Here is a 24649-nt window from a genome sequence, read left to right as displayed (position 1 = left end):
GATCACTCCTTGTTGGTTTTGCGGGTTACCCGTTCCGAGATCATGACCAGGATGACGGTGACGCAGAGCGCCAGCGTTGACAGCGCGTGGATGTCCGGGGTCACGCCGCGCCGCACGGTGGCGTAGATATACAGCGGCAGGGTGACCGAGGTGGGACCGGCGGTGAAGAAGCTGATAACGAAGTCGTCCAGCGAAAGGGTGAAGGCCAGCATGGCCCCGCCCACGATGCCGGGCTTCAGCAATGGCAGCATGACGTGGCGCATGATGTAGGCGTTGTCGGCGTACAGGTCGCGCGCGGCTTCCTCGATGTCGGTGGATATGGAGGCCAGCCGGGCACCCACCACCAGCGCCACGAAGGACACCTGGAAGGTCACGTGGCCGATGATCATGTTCAGCATGCCCGGTTCGAACACCGAAAAGACCATGCGCAACAGGCCGAAGGCCACGGCCAGCGCGGCGGCGAAGACGATTTCCGGCGTCACCACCGGCAGGTGCAGGTTGATGTCCAGCAGGGTGTACACCCGGCGCGACCAGGGGTAGCGCTTCAGCCCGATGGCCAGCACCGTGCCCAGCACCGTGGCGATGACGGTGGACACCCCGGCCAGGAACAGGGTGTTCCACGCGGCCTCCAGGATCTGCTCGTTGGCGAACAGGCGCTGGTACCACTTCAGGGTAAAGCCCTGCCAGGTCAGCCCGAAGCGCGAGGCGTTCACCGAGAACACGGCCACGGCCAGCAGCGGCACGTACAGGAACACCAGCGAGCCCACGGCGGTAAAGGGGACGATCCAGTGAAAGCGCCTCATGGCACGCCCCCTTCCCCGCTGTGCTTGCGCTGCACGTGCAGGCCCACCAGGGTCAGCACCATCAGCGCAAGGCTAACCGCCGCGCCGAAGGGCCAGTCGCGGCTGGTGCCGAACTGCTGCTGGATAAGGTTGCCCACCAGCATGTACTTGGCCCCGCCCAGCAGGTCGGGCACCACGAACATGCCCATGGCGGGTATGAAGGTAAGGGTGATGCCCACGGAAAGGCCGGGCACCGTCTGCGGCCAGATGGCGTGCCAGAAGATGCGCGCGCGCCCGGCGTACAGGTCCTTGGCGGCCTCCACCAGCGCCCAGTCCAGCTTTTCGACGTTGGCGTACAGCGGCATGGCCACGAAAGGCAGGAAGGTGGCCACCATGCCGAGGTACACGGCGAGCGCGCTGGGATAGAGGGGCGACCCGTCCGGAATGATGCCGAGCACGGCGGCGAATTTGGCGAAGGGCAGTTGCGGGGCCAGCACCAGCAGCCACGCGTAGGCCCGGATGACCAGGTTGGTCCAGAACGGGATGATGATGAGCGTCAGCCAGAAATAGCGTTTTTCCGGCGCGCGGTTGGCGATGTGGAAACACAACGGGTAGGCCAGCAGCACGCAGACCAGCGTGGTCCAGAACGCCACCCACACGCTGCGGAAGAGAATCCACAGGTAGTCGGCCGACCAGCCGTAGCTGCTGAAGCCCAGAAGCCGGGTGAAGTTGTCGAGCGAAAACACCCATTCGATCTGCCCGTAGTCGCCACGCGTGGTCATGCTGATCACGATCAGCAGCAGGCTGGGCAGCGCGAGAAAGAGCAGTATCCACAGCATGCCCGGTGCCGCCAGGTACATGCCGCGCCGGATCAGCCGCAGGCGGGTGGTGAGTTCGCCGTTCCAGACGAGATGGTGTTGGCTACTCATGCAGGGGTACCAGCGCGCCGGGCAAGAGTTCGATCCAGATCTCGTCCCCCTTGGCGATGCCCCTGCGCGGTGCGGCGCTCATGCGCAGGTTGCCGGGTTCGAGCCACACCTCCATCCTGTCGCCCCGGTAAAACGCCTCGGTCACGCGTGCGCGCAGGCCGTTCACGGCGGGGCGCTCGGGGTGGAACACGATGTTTTCCGGCCGGATGGCCAGTTCGCCCTGTTCCCACGCGGGTGGGGTATCCAGCCGCAGCAGGCCCAGTTCCGTCTCCACGCCGCCCTCGGCGCGCCGCCCGGCGATGATGTTGGCCTTGCCCAGAAAGTCGGCCACGTAGCGATTCACCGGGCGCTCGTACAGTTCGCGCGCGGGGGCGCACTGCACCACCCTGCCCTGGCGCATGACGGCGATGCGGTCGGACACGGTCAGCGCCTCTTCCTGGTCGTGGGTGACGAGGATGAAGGTCTTGCCCAGCTTCTGCTGCAACTGGCGCAGTTCCGCCTGCACGGCGTGGCGCAGCTTGGCGTCCAGTGCGGACATGGGTTCGTCCAGCAACAGCACCTCCGGCTCGTTGACCAGGGCGCGGGCCAGGGCCACGCGCTGCTTCTGGCCGCCGGAAAGCTGGCTGGGCAGGCGGTCCTTCTTGTCTTCCATGTGCACCATGGCAAGGGCGGCCATGACCTTGTCGGTCACCACCGCGCCGGTCATGCGGCGCGAGCGCAGGCCGAAGGCCACGTTCTCGAACAGGGTCAGGTGCGGGAACAGCGCGTAGCTCTGGAACACCGTGTTCACGTTGCGCTCGTTGGCGGGCAGCGTGGTCACGTTGTCGCCGGTCAGCATCACCGTGCCGGAGTCGGGCAGTTCCAGCCCGGCGATTATCCGCAGCAGGGTGGTCTTGCCGCAGCCGGAAGGCCCCAGCAGGGTAAAGAATTCGCCGCGCTCGGTGACCAGGTCCACGTTGTGCAGGGCCTCCACCTCGCCGTAATTCTTGTAGATGGCGTATGCCTCAAGACTCATGCGTGCTCCTTGCGTGCGGGGCTTGCTGCGTGGGCTGCGGGGACCGTTTCCAAGCCGCCTTCTTCTCGTATCCGACCGAACCGAGGCTGCGGGCCAAGCGGACAGGGTCTGCCGACTGGTATGGCCCCCCCCGCCCTACCCCTTGCCGCCGAAAACCTCGGACATGGTATCGTGCAGAATGGCCAGGCCGCGCGTCAGTTCGTCCTGCCCGATGACCAGGGGCATCAGCATGCGCAGCACGTTGCCGTGGTGCCCGCAGGACAGGAGGAGCAACCCCTTTTCCGTGCAGCGCGCCACGATGGCCTTGGCCTCGGCCCCGGCGGGCTCGCGCGTGGCGCGGTCGCGGACCAGTTCCAGCGCCAGCATGGGCCCCATGCCGCGAATGTCGCCGATGCAGTCCATCTCGTCCGCCCACGTGGCAAAGGTGGCCCGCAACGATTCGCCCAGGGCGCGGCCCGTTTCCAGCAGCCGCTCCTTTTCGAACACGTCCAGCACGGCCAGCCCGGCAGCGCAGGACACCGGGTTGCCGCCGTAGGTACCGCCAAGGCCGCCGGGATCGGGGGCGTCCATCAGTTCGGCGCGACCCACCACGGCGGAAAGGGGCATGCCGCCGCCAAGACTTTTGGCCACCAGGGTAATGTCCGCAGCCACGCCGTGCTGCTCCATGGCGAACATGGTGCCGGTGCGGCCCACGCCGGTCTGGATTTCGTCGGCAATGAACACGATGCCGTGCTTGTGGCAGATTTCCATGAGCCGCTTGAAATAGCCGGGCGGCGGCACGATGAAGCCGCCCTCGCCGGTCAGCGGTTCCACGATCAGGCAGGCCACCTGGTCGGGGGAAACGTGGTCGATGAAAAAGCTTTCCAGGTGGTCGGCGCAGGCCAGACCGCAGTCGGGATGGGTGCGGCCCATGGGGCAGCGATAGCAGTAGGCGTAAGGCATGCGGTACACTTCCGGGGCGAAGGGACCGAAGCCGCGCTTGTAGTTGTTGACCTTGCTGGTCAGGCTCATGGCCAGCAGGGTGCGGCCATGGAACCCCGTTTCAAAGGCGATGACGCCCTGCCGCCCGGTGGCGCGCCGGGCGATCTTGACGGCGTTTTCCACGGCCTCGGCGCCGCTGTTCAGGAACAGGGTCTTCTTGGGGAAGTCGCCGGGGGTCAGCGCGGCCAGCCGCTCGGCAAGGGCCACGTACGGCTCGTACATGGCGATGTGGAAGCAGGAATGCAGCAGCTTTCCGGCCTGGTCGCGCACGGCGGCCACCACGTCCGGATGGCAGTGCCCCACGTTGTTGACGCCGATGCCGCCGACAAAATCGATGTATTCGCGACCGTCAACGTCGCGGATGACCGCACCCGACGCGGATGCGGCGAAACAGTCGCAGAGGTTCCCGACCCCACGCGGGACAGCGGTGCGACGGCGTTCCAGAAGAGAGGAGGAAGAGGACATGGATGGTTGCCGCCTGTTTCGCAAGGTTGCCCCCAGCCAGTGCAGGGGGAATGGCCTTGAGAGAGCAAGCGGCGGACCAACTGAAGAATCATGCAGTATTTTGAGAAGTTACAGCACAGGCGCAATAATCGAAAAACACACTTGATTCAATATTGAATTACGACATAGCGTAACAACATGATATTATAATGTATTCATTTGATTTGATTTTGAATCAAAAAAGCAAAAATACAAAAACGTAATCAAAGGGTCATGACACGATGCTTTGCCTCATACTCACGCGAAAAGGAGTGGTGACCACAGCAACAATGAACACAAATATCGTTTTATTTCAGTGATAAACTGTCACTTTTCTGAAAATGACAAAAATGTTTCCAATACATTTCACGTTGGATCACAGCGCACCATACCTGACCGAATTGCTTCTCTCCGCATACGGCGTATAATAAATACCTAATAATAATAGAATGTTATACTTTTCGTATTTTATACAAAATCGTCATTGGTGCGACACGCGCACGCCCGGCCTGCCTTTGCCGTGTTCCGGCAGGTGCACGCCATGGCGGGCCATCTTGCGCACCACGGTGGGCTGGCTGACCCCCAGATATTCGGCCATCTGCCGCGTGGTACGGCAGCGTGCCGCAGCCCGCAGCAGGATTTCCCGCTCCACCGCCGCCAGCTCCTCTTCCAGCCCGGTTTCGCCACCAATGAACGCGGGGCGCGTGCCCAACGATTCTGCCAGCGCGGCATCCAACTGGTCCCCTTCCGCGATGATCACCGCCTTCTTGAGCAGGTTGGACAGTTCGCGCACGTTGCCCGGAAAGGGGTGCGATTGCAGCAGGCTCATGGAAACGGGGGTCAGCCGCTTGGTGGCGCGGAATTCGCCGTTCAGGCGGTCCAGTTCGCGCTGGGCCAGGGCCAACATGTCTTCCGGTCGTTCGCGCAACGGGGGGATGCGCACAACGTAGGTGGACAGGCGGTAGTACAGGTCCTGCCGAAAGCGCCGCCCGGCGGCGTCCCGTTCCAGGTCGCGGTTGGTGGCGGTGACGATGGCGCAGTCCACGGCGCGCGGCTCGCGCCCGCCCAGGGGATAGTATTCGCGCTCATCCAGGCATTTCAGCAATTTGGCCTGCACTTCCTGGGGCATGTCGCCCACTTCATCCAGAAAGAAGGTGCCGCCGCGCGCCAGTTCCAGCAGCCCGGCCCGCCCCTCTTGCGCACCGCTGAAGGCGCCACGCTCGTAACCGAACAGCTCCGCCTCGAACAGCGAGGGCGGCAATGCGGCGCAATTCACCTGGATGAACGGCCCTGCGGCGCGGGGGCCGTGGCGATGCAGAAACTTGGCCAGCAGCCCCTTTCCCGTGCCCGATTCGCCAAGGACCAGCACCTCGGGCGCGTCCAGCCGGGCCAGCTTCAGGCAGGTGGCCAGCAGTTGGCGCATCTGCTTGCTTTCCGCCACGATGTCCCGGTCGGCCAGTTCCAGCAGCTTGAGTTCGGTCAGTTCCTCTTCTGCCTTGCGGAAGGCGCGGCGGGTTTCCTCCATGGTGTCGCGCATGTTGCGCAGGTCGGTCACGTCGCGTTCGTGCACCACCACCATTTCGATTTCGCCGGTATCGCCGAACACGGGCACGCCGGTAACGAACAGATGGCGCCCGGTGCGGCCCGCCTGCTGCACGAAGCCAACCTGCCGCCGGTGCTGGAGCACTTCCATGGTGGCCGAACGATCCACGATGCCCAACCCCACGATGGCCCGCACGTCCAGCCCCAGCACTTCTTCCGCGCGGATGCGGTTGAGCACCAGCGAGGTCTTGTTCACGTCCAGCACGGTGCCGTCGCCCGCCGTGATCCAGATGCCGTCACTGGCCGAATCGAAGGCCGCGCGCAGGCGGCGCACTTCTTCCCGGCAGGCGGACAGGTCGCCGCTGGGCACAACGCGGTCGGCTCTGGTCAGGTCCGAGGAATCCACAGCGTCCGAGGAGTCCGGGGCGTCCGGGTGGTCCGGGTGGTCCGGGGTTCCGGCAAGGCCGGATTTCTGGTTGGCGGCCCCCCTGGCATGGGGACGGGATGGTCTGGTCATGATTGCTCCGGGGAAGGTTGCTCCGGGAAAGGCTGGCCCAGGGAATGCTGGCGTGAGGAATGCTGGCGTGAGGGTTGCGAATCCGGCGAGGGGAAAACCTGCCACGGCAATGCTGCGCGCGGCGGGCTCCGGCGCGTTTCATCATGCGGACGGCCCCGGAAGGAGACCGGCACGCACGCCCCCTGCATCCCGCTTCTAGCGCACCCGCCGCCAGCCGGGCAACGCCGCGCAGCCCGCCCACCCCAAATCAGCGATCCGGTTTACGAAAATTGTAAATGGCAACACCCGCTTTCATTCCGGCAAGATGCAGCATCCTTTCCCCCCTTTTTCAGCCTGTTTCCGGTCTACCCTCCAAAATTTTCATTTGAAGCCGATGGGGCACGGGTCTAGGTTCGGGCCGTCGCGCCCGGCGAATCCACTCTCCGTTCCGTAGCGAACGGATTCGGCCCCGCCGCCGTGATACGACCACCACATCGTGGCACACCACGGTCACACCGTGCTATATCATGGCCGCACTGCGGCCAGCACCACAGCCAGCACCACAGCCAGCACCACAGCTTGCGCCAGACACCGCCGGAGGACCGCATGGCCGAAATCATCGTCGCCGCCACCCAGATGGCCTGCACCGACAACGAATCCCGCAACATCGACCGCGTCTGCGAACTGGTGCGCGAGGCCGCCGCCATGGGCGCGCACATTGTGCTGCCGCAAGAGCTGTTCTCCGGCCCGTATTTCTGCAAGGACGAACTGCCAGAGCACTTCGCCCTGGCCCGCACCCTGGACGAAAGCCCGGCCGTACGCCGCATGTCGGCCCTGGCCGCCGAACTGGGCGTGGTCATCCCCGTCAGCTTCTTCGAGCGTTCCAACCAGGCCTACTACAACTCGCTGGCCATGATCGACGCCGACGGCAGGGTGATGGGGCTGTACCGCAAATCGCACATCCCGCAAGGGCCCGGCTACGAGGAGAAGTTCTACTTCAGCCCCGGCGACACCGGTTTTCGCGTGTGGCGCACCCGCTACGGCACCGTGGGCGTGGGGGTGTGCTGGGACCAGTGGTTTCCGGAATGCGCGCGGTCCATGGCCCTGCTGGGAGCGGACGTGCTGCTCTACCCCACGGCCATCGGCTCCGAACCCGCCGACCCGGCGTGCGATTCGTCCGGCCACTGGACCCGCACCATGCAGGGCCACGCCGCCGCCAACATGATGCCGCTGGTGGCGTCCAACCGGGTGGGCGAGGAGTTCGGCAAGGGCTTTTCCATGACCTTCTACGGCTCGTCGTTCATCGCCGGGCCGCAGGGCGAGATCGTGCAGCAGGCGGGCCGTGGCGAGGAATGCGTGCTGACGGCGGCCTTCGACTTCGAGGCCATCCGCGTGCAGCGCGCCGGGTGGGGGCTGTTCCGCGACCGCAGACCAGACCTGTACCACCCCCTGCTGACCTTTGACGGACTGGACGGCCTGCCCGGCGAAGACGACGAGGACGGCGACGGCTGCGGCGCCCATTGCGGCTGCGGCTGCGGCGGTGGGGAATGACGATGGCCGATGCACGCCCGCCGGACAACGGCGTTGCGCACGGCGGCCCGCGCCTGCTGGTCAACGCGCGCTTCCGCGACCCCATGGCCCCCGCCGCCCACCATGGCCAGGCCCTGCCCGACGCCATGGCCGTGGAGGCGGGCCGCATCGTGGCCGTGGGCCGCGCGGCGGAACTGGCCCCCTTCGCCGACCGGGGTTTTGTGCGCACCGACATGGGCGGGGCCACGGTGCTGCCCGGCTTCATCGACTGCCACTCGCACCTGCTGCTTACCGGCATCATGGACCTGGGCATGGACCTTTCCCGGGCGGAAACCCTGGGCGACGTGCTGGACATGGTGTCCGACGCCACGCGCTCCGTGCCCGCTGGCGGCTTCATACGCGGCTTTCGGCTGGAAGAGCTGGAGCTTGCCGAGCGGCGCATGCCCACGCGGCAGGAACTGGACGCCGCCGCGCCGGGCCGGGCCGTGCTGCTGATGCACGCCACCTGCCACCGTTGCGTCATGAATTCGCTGGCGTTGCAACAACTGGCCGTGCCGCGCGGGCTGCCCGGCGCGGACACCGAGGGCGGACGGGGTACCGCGCCCTTCACCGGCGTGGTGCGCGACCCCGGCATTCTCACCTGGGTTTTTCCGGCCATGCTGCGCACCATGGACCGCGCCCATCTGGACGCCGCCGCCCTGGTGGCCGCCAGGGCGGCCTTGCGGGTGGGCATCACCACCGTGCATTCCATGGAAGGCGGGGAACTGACCCCCGGCGGTTCACCCGTGCTGCTGGACAACGCGGCACGCCTGCCGTTGCGCGTGGTGTGCTGGAACCAGAGCATGGACCTTGCCGAGGTGGAGCAACTGGGCCTGCCGCGCGTGGGCGGGTGCATCTGCGCCGACGGCGAACTGGACGCGCGCACCGCCGCCCTGTTCGAGCCCTACAGCGACGAGCCGGACAACGACGGCACCCTGTTGTACACCCAGCAGGAAATGGACGACTTCGTGCTGTCCGCCCATGCGCGCGGGTTGCAGGTGGCCGTGCACTGCGAATCGGAGCGGGCCATCGACCAGGTGTTGCGGGCCATAGAGCGCGCCCAGCGGCTGGAGCCCCGCATGGACTGCCGCCACCGCATCGAGCATTTCGAACTGCCCACGTGGGACCAGATCGACCGCATGGCCGCCGCCGGGGTGGTGGCCTCCATGCAGCCCGCCTTCGTGGAATCGTTCATCGCCGGGCACAGGCTGGACCACTGCACCCGGCTGTTCGGGCCGCACCGGGTGCGCCGCCTGCACCCCTACCGGGCCATACTGGACGCGGGCATCCGGGTGTGCGGCGGTTCCGACAGCCCGGTGACCAACTACGCCCCGCTGCGCGGCATGGCCGCCGCCGCGAACCACCCCTTTCCCGAGCAGTCGGCCACCATGGCCGAGGCCCTGCGCATGTTCACCACCGAGGCGGCATTCTCCGCCTTCGAAGAGGCGGACAAGGGTCGCCTGCTGCCCGGCATGCTGGCCGACCTGGTGGTGCTGGGGCGTGATCCGCTGGATGCACGGAATGCCCCGGCGGACGCGGCTTCCGTCGCGGACATCCCCGTGCGGGGCACCTGGGTGGGCGGACAGCCGATGACCGAAAAACCGTAACGCGGGCTGCCCGTGGCGGGCAAACGGAGCGACGGCCCATCACCGATGGGCACATGCGCAGCCGGGCGTCAGCCATCGGGCACGAAACCGCACACGGCCCGCACCAACGGTTCGAACAGCTCATGTTCCCGACGATTGTAGCGCAGTTCCAGTTCCTTCAGGTGCAGCGGAAACTGGGCCGGGGTCACGCCGCGCAGCCGCGCCAGCCGCTGCCGGGCAAAACCCCAGAACCCGGAGGCGTCGGCGGCAAGCTTCCTGTCGTCATGCCGCACCAGGCGGCTGGGCCACAGCGATTCCCCGCAACAGACCAGCGCGCGATACTGCCGGTACGGCGCGGTATACACCACGCGCCCCAGCGCCGCCGTGCGCAGGCCGAAGTTGAACTTGAACGACAGCAGGGTAGTGGGCGTCACCTCGGGCAGCACGTCGCACACCACCATGCCGTTCAGGTCGATGATGCCGAACACCGGAGAATCCGGCGTATTCCCCTGTGGCCGGGGCACGCCGGGGCCGGGCCATATCCCGGCACGGTACAGCGCGGGGGCGTCCAGCGCCTGCGCCAGCACCGCCCTGCGGGCAATGTCCTGCGCCTTCAGCACCGTGGCGTAGGTCACGCCAAGCTGCGCGGCCATGTCCGCCGGGGCCACGCCCAGCTCGAACAGCTTCAGGAACCACAGCCAACGGCGCGTGTCGAACGCGCAGCCGTTCAGGAACCTGCGGCTGAAGTCGTGAAAGGTGTAGCCGCACCGGGCGCAGCGGCGCCTGTCACCCCCGTCCACGGGATACAGTTTGCGCTCGCGGCATTTGGGGCAGAACCTCTGATGGTTTTTCCAGCAGAATCCCAAAATGTAGCGGCGCGCTCTGGTTTCTGAAGAAACCATGTCATTGAAGGCAAGTATGTCCACTTGCTTCCTTCCTGCCCCGCAGCAGGGCGTCCATGGCGTGAAATCGCTCCGGTAGCCGTATCGGCCTTGTCTATGCGCCGGTTGCCACGTCTTTGTCACTATTCGTGATGAAATGGGCCATTCCGATTCCGGAGCAGGGGCGTGCATCACACCCACCCCCATCCCCCATCCGCATCAGGCCCGCACCGCAAGGCGCTACGGCCTCCGGGCCATGTGCCGCCCTTTTGCCGCGAGCCTGCCGCTCCATTCTGCCAGACCGTTGCGTTGCCCCCCGCCCACCGTTTGAAGCCTGTCCCGCGCCACCGTAGGGTTGCAGTATCACCCTGCCCCGGTTTTCCTGCTCACCGCCGTCCGGACGGCAAGCCCGGGCGCAACGACCCGCCCCCGCGCGGGTGAAGGAGGTTACGCCATGTCGCGACATGCCACGGTCCGGCTGCACCTGTGGCTGGAAAACAGTGAATCCATGGTCTTCGGCCTTGGCCGGGTGCACCTGCTGGACATGATCGAACGGCACGGCTCGCTCCGCAAGGCGGCACAGGCCATGGGCATGTCGTACCGGGCCGCGTGGTGCAAGCTGCGTGCGACGGAACGCGCGCTTGGCGTTTCACTGGTTGAAGCCGCTGGGCACAAGCGCGACGGGTGCCGCCTGACCCCGCACGGCGAGGCCCTGCGCGCCTCGTTCCGCCAGTGGTTCGAAGAGGTGGAACGCTACGCCCTGGAACGAGCCGACGGTCTGTTCCCCTGGCCTGTGTCACCCTTCATCGGGCTTGGCGAAGGGTTCGCGCCCTGCCTGGCCTGCACCCTGCCACCACCCAAGCTTGCGTCCTGAACCGTTTTCCGGTTTCCGGTACGGGAACCCTGCAACATGACGCCGCTACCGGCGCCACACGACCCGGACCATTCCGGGTCGTGTCATTTTTTGCATCAATAGCCTTTGACACGTGCCATTCCAAAAGACCATCCCTGCGGATATGTATTGCAAAAAATACATATAACTAGCTGAAAATTTTATATAAAAATATTGACGGCAACACATTGTGCGGCATACCAATGGTCCCACCACCCCCAAACGGGATTGCCCGACGCGCACGCAACGGCACGCCGCATACGATACGGACAGCGCACTTGACGCGCCGCCGCGCGGCGCTCCTGTCCGGCGCAACACCTTGCCGGGCGGCATGTCCCACGGGGGCGCATCGCGCGCATCGATCACACAGGTCGCATTGATCGCATCGGGCGCGCATCCACAACAAGGAGGCTGCCATGGGACTGTCACGCAGAGGATTCCTGAAACTGACCAGCGCCGGAGCCGCAGGGCTCGCACTGGGGCGGTTCGGGATCGACCTTGGGCCTATCTCGGCCCACGCCGCCGGGCTGAAGATCGAGGGGGCCAAGGAGTACATCTCCATCTGTCCCTTCTGTTCCTGCGGGTGCAACACGCTGGTCCACGTCAAGGACGGCAAGATCGTCAACGTTGAAGGCGACCCGGACTACCCGGTCAGCGGCGGCGGCCTGTGCGCCAAGGGCGCGGCCCTGCGTTCGCTGCATGTGAACGAGAACCGCCTGTCCAAACCCCTGTACCGCGCCCCTGGCGGCGACAAGTGGGAAGAAAAGGACTGGGACTGGATGCTCGACCGCATCACCCGCAAGATGAAGGACCAGCGCGACAAGGATTTTCGGCTCAACAATGATGCCGGGCAGGTGGTGAACCGGCTGGAATCGGTCTTTCACCTCGGCTCGTCCCAGGTTTCCAACGAGGAAGCCGCCGTGCTGCACCAGATGATCCGTGCCCTCGGCATCGTCCACTTCGACCATCAGGCCCGGGTCTGCCACAGCTCCACGGTTCCCGCGCTGGCCGAATCGTTCGGGCGCGGCGCCATGACCAACCACTACAACGACATCCAGAACGCCGACGCCGTGCTGATCATGGGCAGCAACTGCGCCGAGCATCACCCCATGACCTTCAAGTGGGTGATCAAGGCCAAGGAAAAGGGCGCCGTGGTCATGCACGTGGACCCCAAGTTCTCGCGCACCTCGGCCCGCAGCGACTTCCATGTGCCGATCCGTTCGGGCACGGACATCGCCTTCCTGGGCGGCATGGTGAAGTACATCCTCGAAAACAAGAAGTACTTCGAAGAGTACATGATGGAGTACACCAACGCCGCGTTCATCGTGGGCGAAAAATACGCCTTCACCGACGGCCTGTTCTCCGGCTTCGACCCCAAGGCCCGCAAGTACGACAAGACAGCCTGGGCCTTCGAGAAGGACGAAACGGGACTGCCCAGGCGCGACCCCAGCCTGGCCCACCCCCGCTGCGTGCTGAACCTGCTGAAAAAACACTACGACCGCTATACCATGGAGCGCGTATCGTCGGTGACGGGCGTCTCGCAGGCGGACATCAAGCGGGTGTATGAAGCCTTCACCGCCACGGGCCGCCCGGACAAGGCGGGCACCGTCATCTACGCGCTGGGCTGGACGCAGCACACCGTGGGCGTGCAGAACATCCGCCTTTCGGCCATGGTGCAACTGCTGCTGGGCAACATCGGCATCGCCGGGGGCGGCATCAACGCCCTGCGCGGCGAACCCAACGTGCAGGGCACCACGGACCACGCCCTGCTCTACGGGTACCTGCCCGGCTATCATTCCATGTTCACGGCCAACTATCCCACGCTTGCCGAATACCTGAAGGCCAGCACCCCGGTCAGCAAGGACCCCAAAAGCGTCAACTGGTGGGGCAACCGGCCCAAGTACGTGGTCAGCCTGCTGAAGGGCTGGTATGGCGACAACGCCACGCCGGAAAACGAGTTCGGCTACCAGTTGCTGCCCAAGCTGGACCCCGGCATGGACTGCTCGCACCTGTTCATCTTCGACCGCATGTACAAGGGGTCCATCAAGGGCGGGTTCATCTTCGGGCACAACCCGGCCCAAAGCTTCCCCAACACCCACAAGGTACGGAAAGCGCTGGACAATCTGGACTGGCTGGTCATGGCCGAGGTGTTCCACAACGAGACCACGGACAACTGGCGCAGACCCGGCGTGGACCCGAAAAAAGTGAAGACCGAGATGTTCCTGCTGCCCTCGGCCTACCGGGCCGAGAAGGAAGGCACCATCTCCAACAGCGGCCGCTGGCACATGTGGCACTACAAGGCCGTGGAACCCTACGGGCAAAGCCGCAACATGGGCGAAATGTGCACGGCCATCATGAGCCGGGTGCGCGCCCTGTACGCCAAGGAAGGCGGGGCGCTGCCCGAGGCCCTGCTGAAGATGGACTACCCCGATACCTTCGATGCCGACGCCGTGGCCCGCAAGTGCAACGGCTGGTTCACCCGCGACGTGAAGATCGGCGACAAGGAATACAAGAAAGGCCAGCAGGTGCCCGGCTTCGCCAACCTGCGCGACGACGGTTCCACCGTCAGCCTGTGCTGGGTGTACTGCGGCGGCTATACCGACGAAGGCAACCTGGCCAAACGACGCGACCTGACCCAGACCCCCATGCAGGCCAAGATCGGCATGTTCCCCGGCTTTGCCTGGGCCTGGCCCATGAACCGACGGGTACTGTACAACCGCGCGTCCGTGGACCCGCAGGGCAAGCCGTACAACCCCGACCGCGTGGTCATCGAATGGCAGGACGGCAAGTGGGTGGGCGACGTGCCCGACGGCGCCGCGCCGCCCATGGCCATGGAAAAGGGCACCTACCCCTTCATCATGACCACCGAGGGCCGCTCGCAGCTGTACGGGCCGGGACGCGAGGACGGACCCTTCCCCGAACACTACGAACCCGCCGAAACCCCGCTGAAGGTCAACCCCTTCTCCAAGCAGATGAGCAACCCCTGCATGAAGGTGGCCACCAGCGACATGGACAGGCTGGCCGCCAACGGCGACCCCAAGTACCCCATCGTGCTGACCACCTACAGCCTGACCGAGCACTGGTGCTCCGGCTCGGAAACGCGCAACGCCCCGCCCCTGCTGGAGGCGGAACCGCAGCAGTACATCGAGATGAGCCACGAACTGGCCAAGGAAAAGGGCATCAAGAACGGCGACGTGGTGGACGTGGAAAGCATTCGCGGGGTGGTGCAGGCGGTGGCCATGGTCACCATCCGCATCCGGCCCTTCAAGGTGGAAGGCAAGACCGTGCACCTCGTGGGCATGCCGTTCTGCTTCGGCTGGACCAAGCCCAAGTGCGGGGATTCGGTGAACCGCCTTACGCCATCGGTGGGCGACCCCAACACCACCATCCCCGAGTTCAAGGCCAGCCTCGTCAACCTGCGCAAGGCCACCAAGGTCACCGAACTGTAGCCGTTCCGACCGGGATGCGGCGGGGGCATCGCCCCGCCGCGACCGGTGGTTGGCGGCGCAAAGCCAAGGAGAACCGAAATGCCCAAGGCGTTTCTGATCGATACCACGCGGTGCACGGCCTGCCGGGGTTGCCAGGTGGCCTGCAAGGAATGGAAGAACCTGCCCCCGGTGCCCACCAAACAGACCGGCACCCACCAGAACCCGCCGGACCTGAACCCGTACAACTTCAAGCTGGTGCGCTTCAGCGAGCACATGGTGAACGGCGCCGTGCAGTGGTACTTCTTCCCCGACCAGTGCAGGCACTGCGTGGATGCGCCGTGCATGCTGGTGGCCTCCAACCCCGAAGCCATCATCCAGGACGCGGATACCGGGGCGGTCATCTACACCGAACTGACGGCCAAGGAAAACTTCGAGGACATCCGGGGGGCCTGTCCGTACGACATCCCCCGCAAGGACCCGGCCAGCGGGCGCATCGTCAAGTGCGACATGTGCATCGACCGGGTGCGCGCCAACATGCTGCCCATGTGCGTGAAAAGCTGCGCCATGGGGGCCATGAACTTCGGCGAGCGCTCGGCCATGCTGCAACTGGCCGATGAACGGCTGGCCGCGGTGAAGAAGACCTTCCCGGCGGCGCAACTGCTGAACGTGAAGGACGTCTCCGTGATCTTCCTGGTGGCTGACGACCCCAAGAAGTACCACTCCCACGCCGTGGCCGATGCCGCCCCCCGCCAGATGACCCGCAAGCAGTTCGTGGCCCGGCTGGCCGCCCCGTTGCGGGGGCTGGTCGACACCGCCAACAGCTGACCATGACATCCCCCGTGCGGCGGCCCACTGCGGGCTGCCGCACGGGGCCATTCGCACCGCCTTCGCAAGGGAGCCACGCATGCATGCCGCCACGCCCGATACGCCCGTTGTGCCGACAGCCGCCCCGACCGTACCCGAAGGGAACACCATCCCCGACGCAACGTCCGCCATCGGCCCGACGCAGGACGCCTCCACCCGCCTGCATCAAGACGCCGCGCGTCTGATGCGCGAGGTGCCCCCCCTGCGCCCCCTGCTGGACGCCTTCGTCCCGCTGCTGGAAGCCCGCGCCACGCTGCGCGATGCCGCCCCCGGCTGGACAGGGCCGTTGCCGTCCCCAGTGCCCGAGGCGTCGATCAAGGGCATTCCCCTGCTGTCGGGTGTCGGCTTTCAGGATGTGACGGAGCATCTGCCCGCCGCCCTTGAGCTGGTGTTGCCGGTAATGGAAGGGGCGTTCCCCGCCCTTGCGCCGGAACTGGCGATCTTGCGCCGGGTGCTCGACACGGGCGGCATCGACATCGCGGCACTGGCGGCCATTGACGGCGGACACCCTTTGGCCCCGCCCTCCGGTATATCCGCCGAAGTGCTGGCCTTCGTGGCGGGCGAGGCCGTGCGTCCGTTCATCGAACGCCAGGCCCGCGACCTGGTGCCCGTCCTGCGCGCCATGCCCTGGGCGCGACCGGTGTGCCCGACATGCGGAGGAGCGCCCAACTTTTCGCGCCTGCAACGTGAACGGGACGACAACGAATTCATTACCGGGCACGGTGGCGTGCGTTTTCTACACTGCGCCACCTGCGCCACAGAATGGCGCTACAAGCGGGTGTCCTGCCCCGGTTGCGGCAACGAGGAGCCGGAGAAGCTGGGCCTGCTGGCCTCGCGCGAGCGCCCCTTCGAACGGGCCGAGACCTGTGATGCCTGCAAGCGGTACATCCTGTGCCAGGATGCCACGGAATTCATCAACCTGCCCGATCCGGACCTTTCGGCGCTGGCCATGTTGCCGCTGGAACTGCACGCCCGGCAGGCCGGATACCTGCCGCTGGTGCCCCAGCCGTGGAGCGCCGGATAGCCCGTCCCGGCCGCGCGCCGCAGTCTTCACGCCCCCGGCGGGCAGTCCCGCGCCCGCCCCTTGCCTTTGGCCCGCCTTCCGTACGGCTGCCCCCGCCATGGGCGGGGGCAGCCGGGCGAAAGTGGCCGCCATCTCCCTTCGCAAAGCCCATCCGGCGACCGGCCCGCATCCTCCATCCCGGTCATTTCCAGTACATGCTCTCGCGCAGCTCGCCGACAAGGCGGTGCATGTCTGCCGGGTGCACGTCGCCGATGTTTCCGATGCGAAAGGTTTCCGCGCCGGATACCTTGCCGGGATAAATGACGAAGCCGCGCGCCTTCAGTGCATCGTAAAGGCGGCGGAAGGCAAAGTCCGGGTGTTCCGGGTACAGGAAGCTGGTGATCACCGGCGACTGCACGGCCGGGTCCAGCAGCAGGCGGAAACCGAGACCGGTCATGCCCTCCGCCAGAATACGCTGGTTCTCGCGGTAGCGGGCGTGGCGTGCCGTCACGCCGCCCTCGGCATCCAGTTCGTCCAGTGCGCGGGCAAAGGCCCGCACCACGTGCGTGGGCGACGTGAACCGCCACTTGCCGCCCTGTTCCTCCATTTCCGCCCACTGGCCGTACAGGTCGAGGCTGAGCGAACGGGCGTTGCCCGCGCAGTCCAGCATGGCCGTGCGCGTGCCCACCACGAAGCCGAATCCCGGCACACCCTGGATGCACTTGTTGGCGCTGGAGATCAGGTAGTCCGCCCCCAGGTCGGCCATGCGCAAGGGCACCCCGCCGAAGCTGGACATGGCGTCCACGATGTACCGCCGCCCGTGGCGCCGCACAGCCTCGCCCACCTCGCGTATCGGGTTGAGCATGCCGGTGGTGGTTTCGCAGTGCACAACGGCCACATGGGTGATGGACGGATCATCCGCCAGCAGGGCATCCACCCGCGCCGGATCGGCGGGGACGGTTTCCGGCAGGTCCAGCATGGTGCAGTCGATGCCGAGGCACCGGGCAATGGTCCCGATACGCGCCCCGTAGGCCCCGTTGTTCACGGCCAGCAGCCGTCCGCCGCGCGGCAGGGCGGAACCGATCACCGCCTCGACGCTGAAGGTGCCGCTGCCCTGCATCAGGGTGGCCGTGAGTTCCGGCCCTTCACCCGTGCCGCCGCCCGCCAGCAGCACGAGCCTGCGGCGGATGTCCTGCACGATGGCGTTGTAGTCGTCATCCCAGGTGCACCAGTCGCGCAGCATGGTGGCCTTCACCGTGGGCGTGGTGGACAGGGGGCCGGGGGTCAGCAAAAGGTACGGGTTGCCGGGAAGGCCGGAGCAGTCCATGCCGTTCTCCTATGCGGCCTCGCCTGCGGCGGCGTCCAGCATGTCCAGCGCCCGGTCCAGGTCGGCCTTGTCTATGTTCAGGGGCGGGGTAAGGGTCAGGATGTTGCCGTGCGAGGTCTTGAACGACAGCCCGCGCGAAAGGCAACCATACAGGATGGCCTCCGCCCGGTCGGGACAGTCCGCCGAAACGGCCAGGGCCAGCCCCACCCCGCGCGGGCGCGAAAGGAACGGCCAGCGGGCGCAGATGGCTTCAAGCCGACCCAGGGCGTAGGCCCCCATGGTCTCGGCCCGCTCGGTCAGCCGTTCCTCTTCGATGACGGCGATGGTGGCAAGCCCAGCCGCGCAGCCCACGGGGTTCTTCTCGTGGGTGTAGTGGCCCAGCGCCACGTGCGAACAAACGTCCAGGTCCCGCCGGGCGATCAGCGCGGCCAGCGGAATGATGCCACCGCCCAGCCCCTTGCCCAGGGTGACCATGTCCGGCACGATGCCGTAGCGCTCGAAGGCAAAGAACCGTCCGGTCCGGGCCATGCCCACGGCGGTCTCGTCCAGGATCAGCAGCACGCCGTGCCGGTCGCAGGCTTCGCGCACGGCCTTCCAGTAGCCCTCGGGCGGCGGATTCACCGCCGTGGCACGTACGGGTTCGGCCACCACGGCGGCCACGTCGCCCTCCTTTTCCAGCACGTAGGCCAGGTAGCGGGCGCATTTCAGGCCGCAGCGGGCGCAGTCGCCGGTATCGTCGAACACGCAGTGCTCCGGGTCCGCCGGAGGCACGTGCTCCGTGCCGGGCAGCAACGGTCCGATGCCGGAGCGGAACAGCGCCTCGCCCCCCACCGACACGGTGTCCAGCCCCGCCCCGTGGAACGAATCCCACATGGAAACGGTCTTGTGGCGGCCCGTGGCCAGGCGGGCAAGCTTCAGGGCCATGCCCACGGCCGTGGTGCCCCCCGGTGCCAGCAGCACCTTGCCCAGCGGCTCCGGGGCTAGCGAGGCCAGTTTCTCTGCCAGCAACACCGCCGGACGGCAGGTATAGCGGCGCGGGCAGAACGACAGCACGTCCAGTTGGTCCTTGATGGCCTGTACGATGCGCGGATGGGCGAACCCGGCCTGATGCACGGAGTTGCCGTGGAAGTCGAGAAACTCGCGCCCGGCCAGGTCCGTGATGTGGCTGCCACGGGCGCCGGCCAGCACATTGAGGCACGGTGTGGATAGCGACTGGCGCAGGAAGGCCGCCTCGTCGCAACGCAGCCAGCGCATGGTCTGCGGGTCCAGATGGCGTGCCTGCCACGCCGTGCGCCGGTGCGAAACGTTGACGTCGCCTTCGCCCCGCGACGCATCGTCAAGGCTGGCTCCGGGCGAGAACGGGCGCGGCATGCTCATGCGGGTACCGGCAGCTCGCCCTCGGCCAGGCGGCGGTTGATGTCGGCGATGATGGCCGGGCACTCGGCAATGGAAGGCGCCACGTAGTGCGCCCCTTCGGCAAGAAAGCGCGCCTCGATGACGGCCAGCCGTCCGGCCAGGTCCGCCGGGGCCAGCGCGGCCACCTCGGCCTCGGTCATGCCCAGTTCGTTACCGGTGCGGGTCAGGCCGATGGTCCACATGCCCGCGTTCAGCCCTTCCTGGATGTCGGACATGGTGTCGCCGATCTTGACCATGGCTTCCATGGGATGCACGCCGAGCGCCTCGGCGTTGCGGTAGCACATCCACGGCCAGGGACGGCCGCCGGGCACGTCGGTGGAGCAGAACACCGCATCCGGGCGGTAGCCGCGCCGCGCGGCCTCCCTGGTCAGCACCTCCACCATGGGGCCGGTGTAGCCGGTGGACGATCCCACCTTGATGCCGTCGGCGCGCAGGGCGGCCACGGTGTCCAGCAGGCCGGGCACCGGTTCGGCGTGGCGGGCCACGACATCCACCATCATGGGCTCGGTCTCGGCATACAGGGCGTCCACATCGCCTTCCCCGGCTTCGCGACCGTGCGCGGCGCGCCACCCGGCGGCCACGCCGGGCAGGCCCAGCATGCCCCGGATATGGTCCTTTTTCATCAGGCCCATGAACGCGCGGGCTTCGGCAAGGCTCACGCCCACGCCGTATCTGGCGAACACGTCAACGAACACGGCGGTGGGGCCGATGCACCCATGGTCCACGGCGGTACCGGCCCAATCCAGCACGACGGCACGCACGGGGCCCCTGTAGCGATTCCTGCGGATAAAGACGTCCATGTGCACTCCAAACGGTTGAAGGTTGCGCGAAGGACCGAAGGTTCCGGCCCCATCAGGTTCCGAGCAGGGTCCGGGCGGGGTCCGGATCGGCGCCGGTTTAGCGCCGGTACAGCGCCATCTCAGCGCCGAACCCAGGCCCGGCTGCCCCGGGTCAGCCGCCGGGCCAGTTCGAACGCCAGCCGCGCCCCGACGTTGACCAGCACCACCAGCATGCTCATGGCCGCCGCCGGGGCCGTGTCGCCCGCATCGTCCATGTTGGCCATGGCCACCGAGGCCAGCGGAATGTCCGACGAGTAGAGAAAGATCACGGCGGATACCGTGGCCATGGAATTGACGAAGAAATACAGCGCGATCTCCAGCACGGCAGGCAGGCACACCGGCAGCGTGACCTTGCGGAAGGTGCGCCAGAAGGGCACCCCCAGCGATTCGGAAACCGTCTCGAACTCCCGGTCCAGCTGCTTGAGGGCCGTGGTGGCCGTAAGAAAGCTTACCGTGTAGAAATGCACCACGTTGGACAGCACCAGGATGGCCATGGTGCCGTACAGCCAGCCGAACGGATTGGGCAGGCGCAGCCCGCCCGCCTCCCACCCCGGCGCGTTGAAGAAGAAGATGTAGGCGAGGCCGATGACCATGCCCGGAAGCGCCAGCGGCACCATGGACAGGAAGTAGGCCCCCTGCCGCGGGCCGGACAATCCCCGGCTCTTTTCCACAAGGTAGGCACTGAAGAATGATGCCGCCGTACCCGCAAGGGCCGCCCACAGGCTCATGCGCACCGAATTCCACAGCGCCGTGTAGCCGCCCCCCCCGGTGAACTCGAAGCGGTAATGGCGCAGCGACACGGAAAGGTCGTACGGCCATACCGACACCAGCGACGCCAGCAGCGACACCGCGAAGAACGTCAGCACCAGCAGCGCCACCAGGCCGCACCCGGCCAGGGCCAGCCTTTCGGCCCGCCGGTTCGGCGGCGGGTCGAACGGCACCGAGCGGGCCTGGATCATGGATACCTGGCGCCGCTGGGCCAGCCTGTCGGCCATGAAGGCCACCAGGGTGGGCAGCAGCAATACCACCGCCACCGTGGCCCCCATGACGAAGTTCTGCTGGCCGATGACCTGCTTGTAGATGTCGGTGGCCAGCACGGGGAAGTTGCCGCCCACCACCTTGGGCGCGCCGAAATCGGTGAAGCACAGGATGAAGCACACGAAGAACGCGCTGACGAGGCCGTACTTCACCCCCGGCAGGGTCACGGTGAAGAAGGTGCGCAGGTGCGACGCCCCCAGCGCATCGGACGCCTCGAACAGGCGGGCGTCGGTCATGCGCAGGGCCGTGGACAGGATGAGGAAGACCTGCGGAAAGGTGTAGACGATTTCGGCCAGGATGATGCCCACTTCTCCGTAAACGCCGATATCGAAGCCGACGTCCACGCCGAAGTGCGCCTTGAAGAAGCCCAGGAACCCCGTGGTGACCAACCCTTTGCGCCCGAACAGGTAGATCAGCGAAATGCCGTACAGCAGCGTTGGGGCGAACAGGGGCAGCATGGCCACCCCCCGGAAGAAGGCCTTGCCCGGCATGCGGGTACGCGCAAGGCCGTAGGCATAGCCGAAACCCAGCGTCACGGAGACCACGGTGGTCACCAGCGCCACGCGCACGGAATTCCACAGCGAACGCGACAGGGACGGCGTGCCGAAGTACGCCCGGAAGTTGGCCAGCCCCACGAAGGCCCCGTCCTGATCCAGCAGGCTTTTGCCCAGCAGGTTGGCCACCGGCAGCAGCACGGCGCAGACCAGCCACAGGCAGACCCCGCAGACCAGCGCGGCACGCAGCATCCGTTCCGTATCCATACCCCGGAACAATGCCCTCGTGCGTCCCGCCGCCACGTACACACGCGGTGTGGCGGGTGCCCTGGCGGCGCGATCAGTTGCGCGCATGGACATCCTGCTCCGGGTACACGCGCAGGCATTCCGCAGGCAGGCGCACCGACACCGTATCCTCCGGCGCAAGGCCCATGCTGCGGACCCGTTCGGCAGGCACGTCGGCCTCCATGTCCAGCGTGGTCACCGGGCTGGTGAACAAGGCCAGCCCAACGCGAAAGAACGCCCCGCGAAACTCCAGCGAGCGCACGCGGGCCCGCAGGTTGTTGGGGGCGGCTCCCTCGTCACCCGCCTGCTCCACGCCCAGCAACACGTTTTCCGGACGAATGGCCAGAACCGAGACGGCACCGGACGACGCGGGGCTACCGCCGCCGCTGACTGCCAGAGCCACCCCGCCGAGCCGCCAGGTATCGGCATCCACCGGCACGGCGCCCGGCAGGAAATTCATGGATCCGATGAACCCGGCCACGAACGGGGTGGCGGGCGCATGGTATATCTCGTCGGGAGTCCCCTGCTGCACCAGGCACCCCCGGTCCATGACCAGAATGCGGTCCCCCATGGTCAGGGCCTCTTCCTGGTCGTGGGTGACCATCACCGTGGTTACCCGCAGCCGCTGCTGCAACGCGCGGATTTCACCCCGCAGACGCACGCGCACCTGGGCATCCAGGGCGGAAAGCGGCTCGTCCAGCAGCAGTATGCGCGGCGAGGGAGCCATGGCCCGCGCCAGGGCCACGCGCTGCTGCTGCCCGCCGGAAAGCTGGGCCGGGTACTTGCCGCCAGAGCCGCGCAACCCCACCAGGTCCAGCAGTTCCTCCACCCGGCGGTTCACCTCGCGCTGCCGCATGCCGGAGCCGTTCTGGAGCCCGTAGCCCACGTTGGCCGCAGCCGTCAGATTGGGGAACAGGGCGTACGACTGGAACACGATGCCCACGCCCCGGCGCGACACGGGCAGCCCGGACACGTCGGCAGAGCCGATGCGCACCCGGCCCGCGTCCTGCCGCTCGAGCCCGGCAATGACCCGCAGGGCGGTGGTCTTGCCGCAGCCGCTGGGGCCGAGCACGCTCAGGAATTCGCCGCGCGCCGCGCTGAAACTGACATCGTGCAGCACCCGCGTACGCCCGTAGGACTTGCCGATGGACTCGACGCACAACCCGGCCGTTTCGGCCTGTGCCCCACTGCGCGCCACGCCGGGGGGAACCTGCGTTCCCTCGCCGTGGTGCGTCCTTCCGCTCCCGCTCGCGGGCAGTTCGTTCATGCCGTTCTCCCTTTCCCGGTACGCCGGGATTTCCTGCGGACCAGGGCATGCGGACCGAAGGCCCGCGCCCACGCGGCACCGCCGCCGTGCGGACCGCCAGGCGGGCCGGGCCATGGGGTCCCGGCCACCTGGCGGTCACGTGCCGCCTGAGCGCGCCTATTTCTTGGGTTCGGACTTGCCGTCGTAGCGCCGGGTCCACTCGGCAAGAATGCGGTCGCGATTCTTGGCGGCCCAGCCCAGGTCGTTCTTGGCCAACTGGGCCTTGGGGTTGGCCGGGAAGCCGGCGGGAACGGGTTCGCCGGTGGGCGCGGCGGTGATGGCGAAGGACTTGCCGTATTCCTTCATCACCGTCTCGGAAATGGCCCAGTCAAGGAACACGCGGGCGGCGGGCTTGATGGCGGCCTTCTTGACCAGGCCGTTGGCTTCCACGTCCCAGCCGGAACCTTCGGCGGGGAACACGGTTTCCACCGGTTCGCCCTTCTGCTTCTGGATGATGCCCCGGTAGCCGAACGAGATGCCCACCGGGAATTCGCCCGAGCCCGCCATCTTGCAGGGCTTGGAGCCGGAGTGGGTGTACACGGCCATGTTCTCGTGCAGCTTGTCCAGGTACTGCCAGCCCTTTTCCTCGCCCATGATCTGCAGGATGGCCGACACGGTGAGAAAGCCGGTGCCCGAAGAGGCGGGGTTGGGCATGACCAGCATGCCCTTGTAGGCAGGCTTCACGAGGTCGGCGAACGACGTGGGCATGGGCAGCTTCTTGGCCTGCGCCTCCACGGTGTTCACGCAGAAGCCGGTCATCCAGGCGTCGATGCCCACCCAGTTAGGCACGGCGTCGGCATCGCGGTAGGGCGCTCCGATGCGCTCCAGGCCCTTGGGGGCGTACGGTTCCAGCAGGCCCTGCTGTTCGAGCAGCAGAAGGCTGGTGGCGGCCAGGCCCCAGACCACGTCGGCCACGGGCTTGTCCTTTTCGGCCAGCAGCTTGGCGGTGACGATGCCCGTGGAATCGCGCACGAACTTCACCTTGATGTCGGGATGACGTTCGTTGAACGAGGCGATGTAGCGGGGAATCTGGTCGTCCTCCAGCGCGGTGTAGACCACGATTTCCTCGGCCGCGCTGGCGGCACGCGGCAGGCCGGGCAGGATGGCCGCGCACAGGGCGGCCAGCGCGCCCAGCACTAGGCGGGCGAATCTGCGGGACGGGACAGACGGGACGGGGGAAACAATGCGCTTCATGGCGTACTCCTGGTCTGCTGTCGTTACGATGGACTCCGGCGCACGCCCCGCCTGCGGGTGCGGTACGTGCGGCACGTGACGCGATGCGCCGGGACTCCGCACGGGGCGGCTCCGCCCCGGACCGCCCCGGACCGCCCCGGATGGCGGGCGGGGCACGGAGGAGTTCCGGCATGGGCATGGAATACGTTCCGCCGCTGCCTGCTCCAACGGACAACCGGGCCGGGTTGTCCGCAACGGCGGTGAAGATTGCGTGACGTCGGGTGACGCCGGTGACGGAGCCCGCCGCACGTGAACACGTG

18 protein-coding genes are annotated in these 24649 nt (G+C 66.7%); 6 read left to right on the top strand and 12 right to left on the bottom strand.

The features are described from left to right. Positions 1-2 precede the first annotated feature (2 nt). The 5 genes from ABWO17_RS09640 to ABWO17_RS09620 form a co-directional block, all read right to left on the bottom strand. Positions 3-803, bottom strand: a complete 801-nt coding sequence (locus tag ABWO17_RS09640; protein ID WP_353117963.1) for an ABC transporter permease — start codon at positions 801-803, stop codon at positions 3-5. After that, positions 800-1711: an ABC transporter permease gene (locus tag ABWO17_RS09635; RefSeq protein WP_353117961.1), complete on the bottom strand. Its 912-nt coding sequence runs from the start codon at positions 1709-1711 to the stop codon at positions 800-802. Before ABWO17_RS09635 ends, ABWO17_RS09640 begins: the two co-directional genes overlap by 4 nt. Further along, complete coding sequence (locus tag ABWO17_RS09630; protein WP_353117959.1) at positions 1704-2726, bottom strand: ABC transporter ATP-binding protein; 1023 nt, start codon at positions 2724-2726, stop codon at positions 1704-1706. The genes ABWO17_RS09635 and ABWO17_RS09630 overlap by 8 nt, the downstream gene beginning before the upstream one ends. Positions 2727-2861: 135 nt before the next feature. After that, positions 2862-4172 (bottom strand): 4-aminobutyrate--2-oxoglutarate transaminase, encoded by a 1311-nt coding sequence (gabT, locus tag ABWO17_RS09625; protein WP_353117957.1) that lies wholly within the window; start codon positions 4170-4172, stop codon positions 2862-2864. Positions 4173-4671: 499 nt separating this feature from the next. Continuing rightward, positions 4672-6249 (bottom strand): sigma-54 interaction domain-containing protein, encoded by a 1578-nt coding sequence (locus ABWO17_RS09620; RefSeq protein WP_353117955.1) that lies wholly within the window; start codon positions 6247-6249, stop codon positions 4672-4674. 585 nt (positions 6250-6834) lie between these two features. Here ABWO17_RS09620 and aguB point away from each other — a divergent pair. Both aguB and ABWO17_RS09610 read left to right on the top strand, forming a co-directional pair. Beyond that, a complete protein-coding gene (gene aguB / locus ABWO17_RS09615) occupies positions 6835-7779 on the top strand; it encodes an N-carbamoylputrescine amidase (RefSeq protein ID WP_353117953.1) in 945 nt (314 codons plus the stop codon). A gap of 2 nt (positions 7780-7781) precedes the next feature. After that, positions 7782-9404 carry an amidohydrolase gene (locus tag ABWO17_RS09610; RefSeq protein WP_353117951.1) on the top strand — a complete coding sequence of 541 codons (1623 nt, stop codon included), beginning with the start codon at positions 7782-7784 and terminating at the stop codon, positions 9402-9404. A gap of 68 nt (positions 9405-9472) precedes the next feature. On the opposite strand, the gene ABWO17_RS09605 is transcribed toward ABWO17_RS09610, so the two are convergent. Continuing rightward, a complete protein-coding gene (locus ABWO17_RS09605; RefSeq protein ID WP_353118224.1) occupies positions 9473-10285 on the bottom strand; it encodes a transposase in 813 nt (270 codons plus the stop codon). 433 nt (positions 10286-10718) lie between these two features. Here ABWO17_RS09605 and ABWO17_RS09600 point away from each other — a divergent pair, with 433 nt between their 5' ends. The 4 genes from ABWO17_RS09600 (at position 10719) to ABWO17_RS09585 (ending at position 16472) form a co-directional block, all read left to right on the top strand. Next, positions 10719-11138, top strand: a complete 420-nt coding sequence (locus ABWO17_RS09600) for a winged helix-turn-helix domain-containing protein (protein ID WP_353117949.1) — start codon at positions 10719-10721, stop codon at positions 11136-11138. Between the two features lie 434 nt (positions 11139-11572). Next, the gene (gene fdnG / locus ABWO17_RS09595) at positions 11573-14605 is read left to right on the top strand and encodes a formate dehydrogenase-N subunit alpha (protein ID WP_353117947.1); all 3033 of its coding nucleotides are present in this window, start codon (positions 11573-11575) and stop codon (positions 14603-14605) included. Between the two features lie 78 nt (positions 14606-14683). After that, on the top strand, positions 14684-15409 hold the full coding sequence (locus tag ABWO17_RS09590; protein WP_353117945.1) for a 4Fe-4S dicluster domain-containing protein: 726 nt from the start codon (positions 14684-14686) through the stop codon (positions 15407-15409). Positions 15410-15488: 79 nt separating this feature from the next. Continuing rightward, positions 15489-16472: a formate dehydrogenase accessory protein FdhE gene (locus tag ABWO17_RS09585; RefSeq protein WP_353117943.1), complete on the top strand. Its 984-nt coding sequence runs from the start codon at positions 15489-15491 to the stop codon at positions 16470-16472. 181 nt (positions 16473-16653) lie between these two features. On the opposite strand, the gene phnW is transcribed toward ABWO17_RS09585, so the two are convergent. From phnW to ABWO17_RS09555, 6 genes are all read right to left on the bottom strand, one after another. After that, the gene (gene phnW / locus ABWO17_RS09580; protein WP_353117941.1) at positions 16654-17778 is read right to left on the bottom strand and encodes a 2-aminoethylphosphonate--pyruvate transaminase; all 1125 of its coding nucleotides are present in this window, start codon (positions 17776-17778) and stop codon (positions 16654-16656) included. 9 nt (positions 17779-17787) lie between these two features. After that, positions 17788-19155 (bottom strand): (R)-1-hydroxy-2-aminoethylphosphonate ammonia-lyase, encoded by a 1368-nt coding sequence (gene pbfA, locus ABWO17_RS09575; RefSeq protein WP_353117939.1) that lies wholly within the window; start codon positions 19153-19155, stop codon positions 17788-17790. After that, complete coding sequence (phnX, locus tag ABWO17_RS09570) at positions 19152-19994, bottom strand: phosphonoacetaldehyde hydrolase (protein ID WP_353117937.1); 843 nt, start codon at positions 19992-19994, stop codon at positions 19152-19154. Before phnX ends, pbfA begins: the two co-directional genes overlap by 4 nt. 119 nt (positions 19995-20113) lie before the next feature. Then, positions 20114-21919, bottom strand: coding sequence for a putative 2-aminoethylphosphonate ABC transporter permease subunit (locus ABWO17_RS09565; protein WP_353117935.1), 1806 nt, complete (start codon positions 21917-21919; stop codon positions 20114-20116). After that, positions 21906-23117, bottom strand: coding sequence for an ABC transporter ATP-binding protein (locus tag ABWO17_RS09560; RefSeq protein WP_353117933.1), 1212 nt, complete (start codon positions 23115-23117; stop codon positions 21906-21908). The genes ABWO17_RS09565 and ABWO17_RS09560 overlap by 14 nt, the downstream gene beginning before the upstream one ends. A 156-nt stretch (positions 23118-23273) precedes the next feature. Beyond that, a complete protein-coding gene (locus ABWO17_RS09555; protein WP_353117931.1) occupies positions 23274-24350 on the bottom strand; it encodes a putative 2-aminoethylphosphonate ABC transporter substrate-binding protein in 1077 nt (358 codons plus the stop codon). Positions 24351-24649 lie beyond the last annotated feature (299 nt).

This window comes from Nitratidesulfovibrio sp., assembly GCF_040373385.1.
In the GTDB taxonomy this organism is placed as follows: domain Bacteria; phylum Desulfobacterota; class Desulfovibrionia; order Desulfovibrionales; family Desulfovibrionaceae; genus Cupidesulfovibrio.
This window is presented reverse-complemented; position numbering and strand designations above follow the sequence as displayed.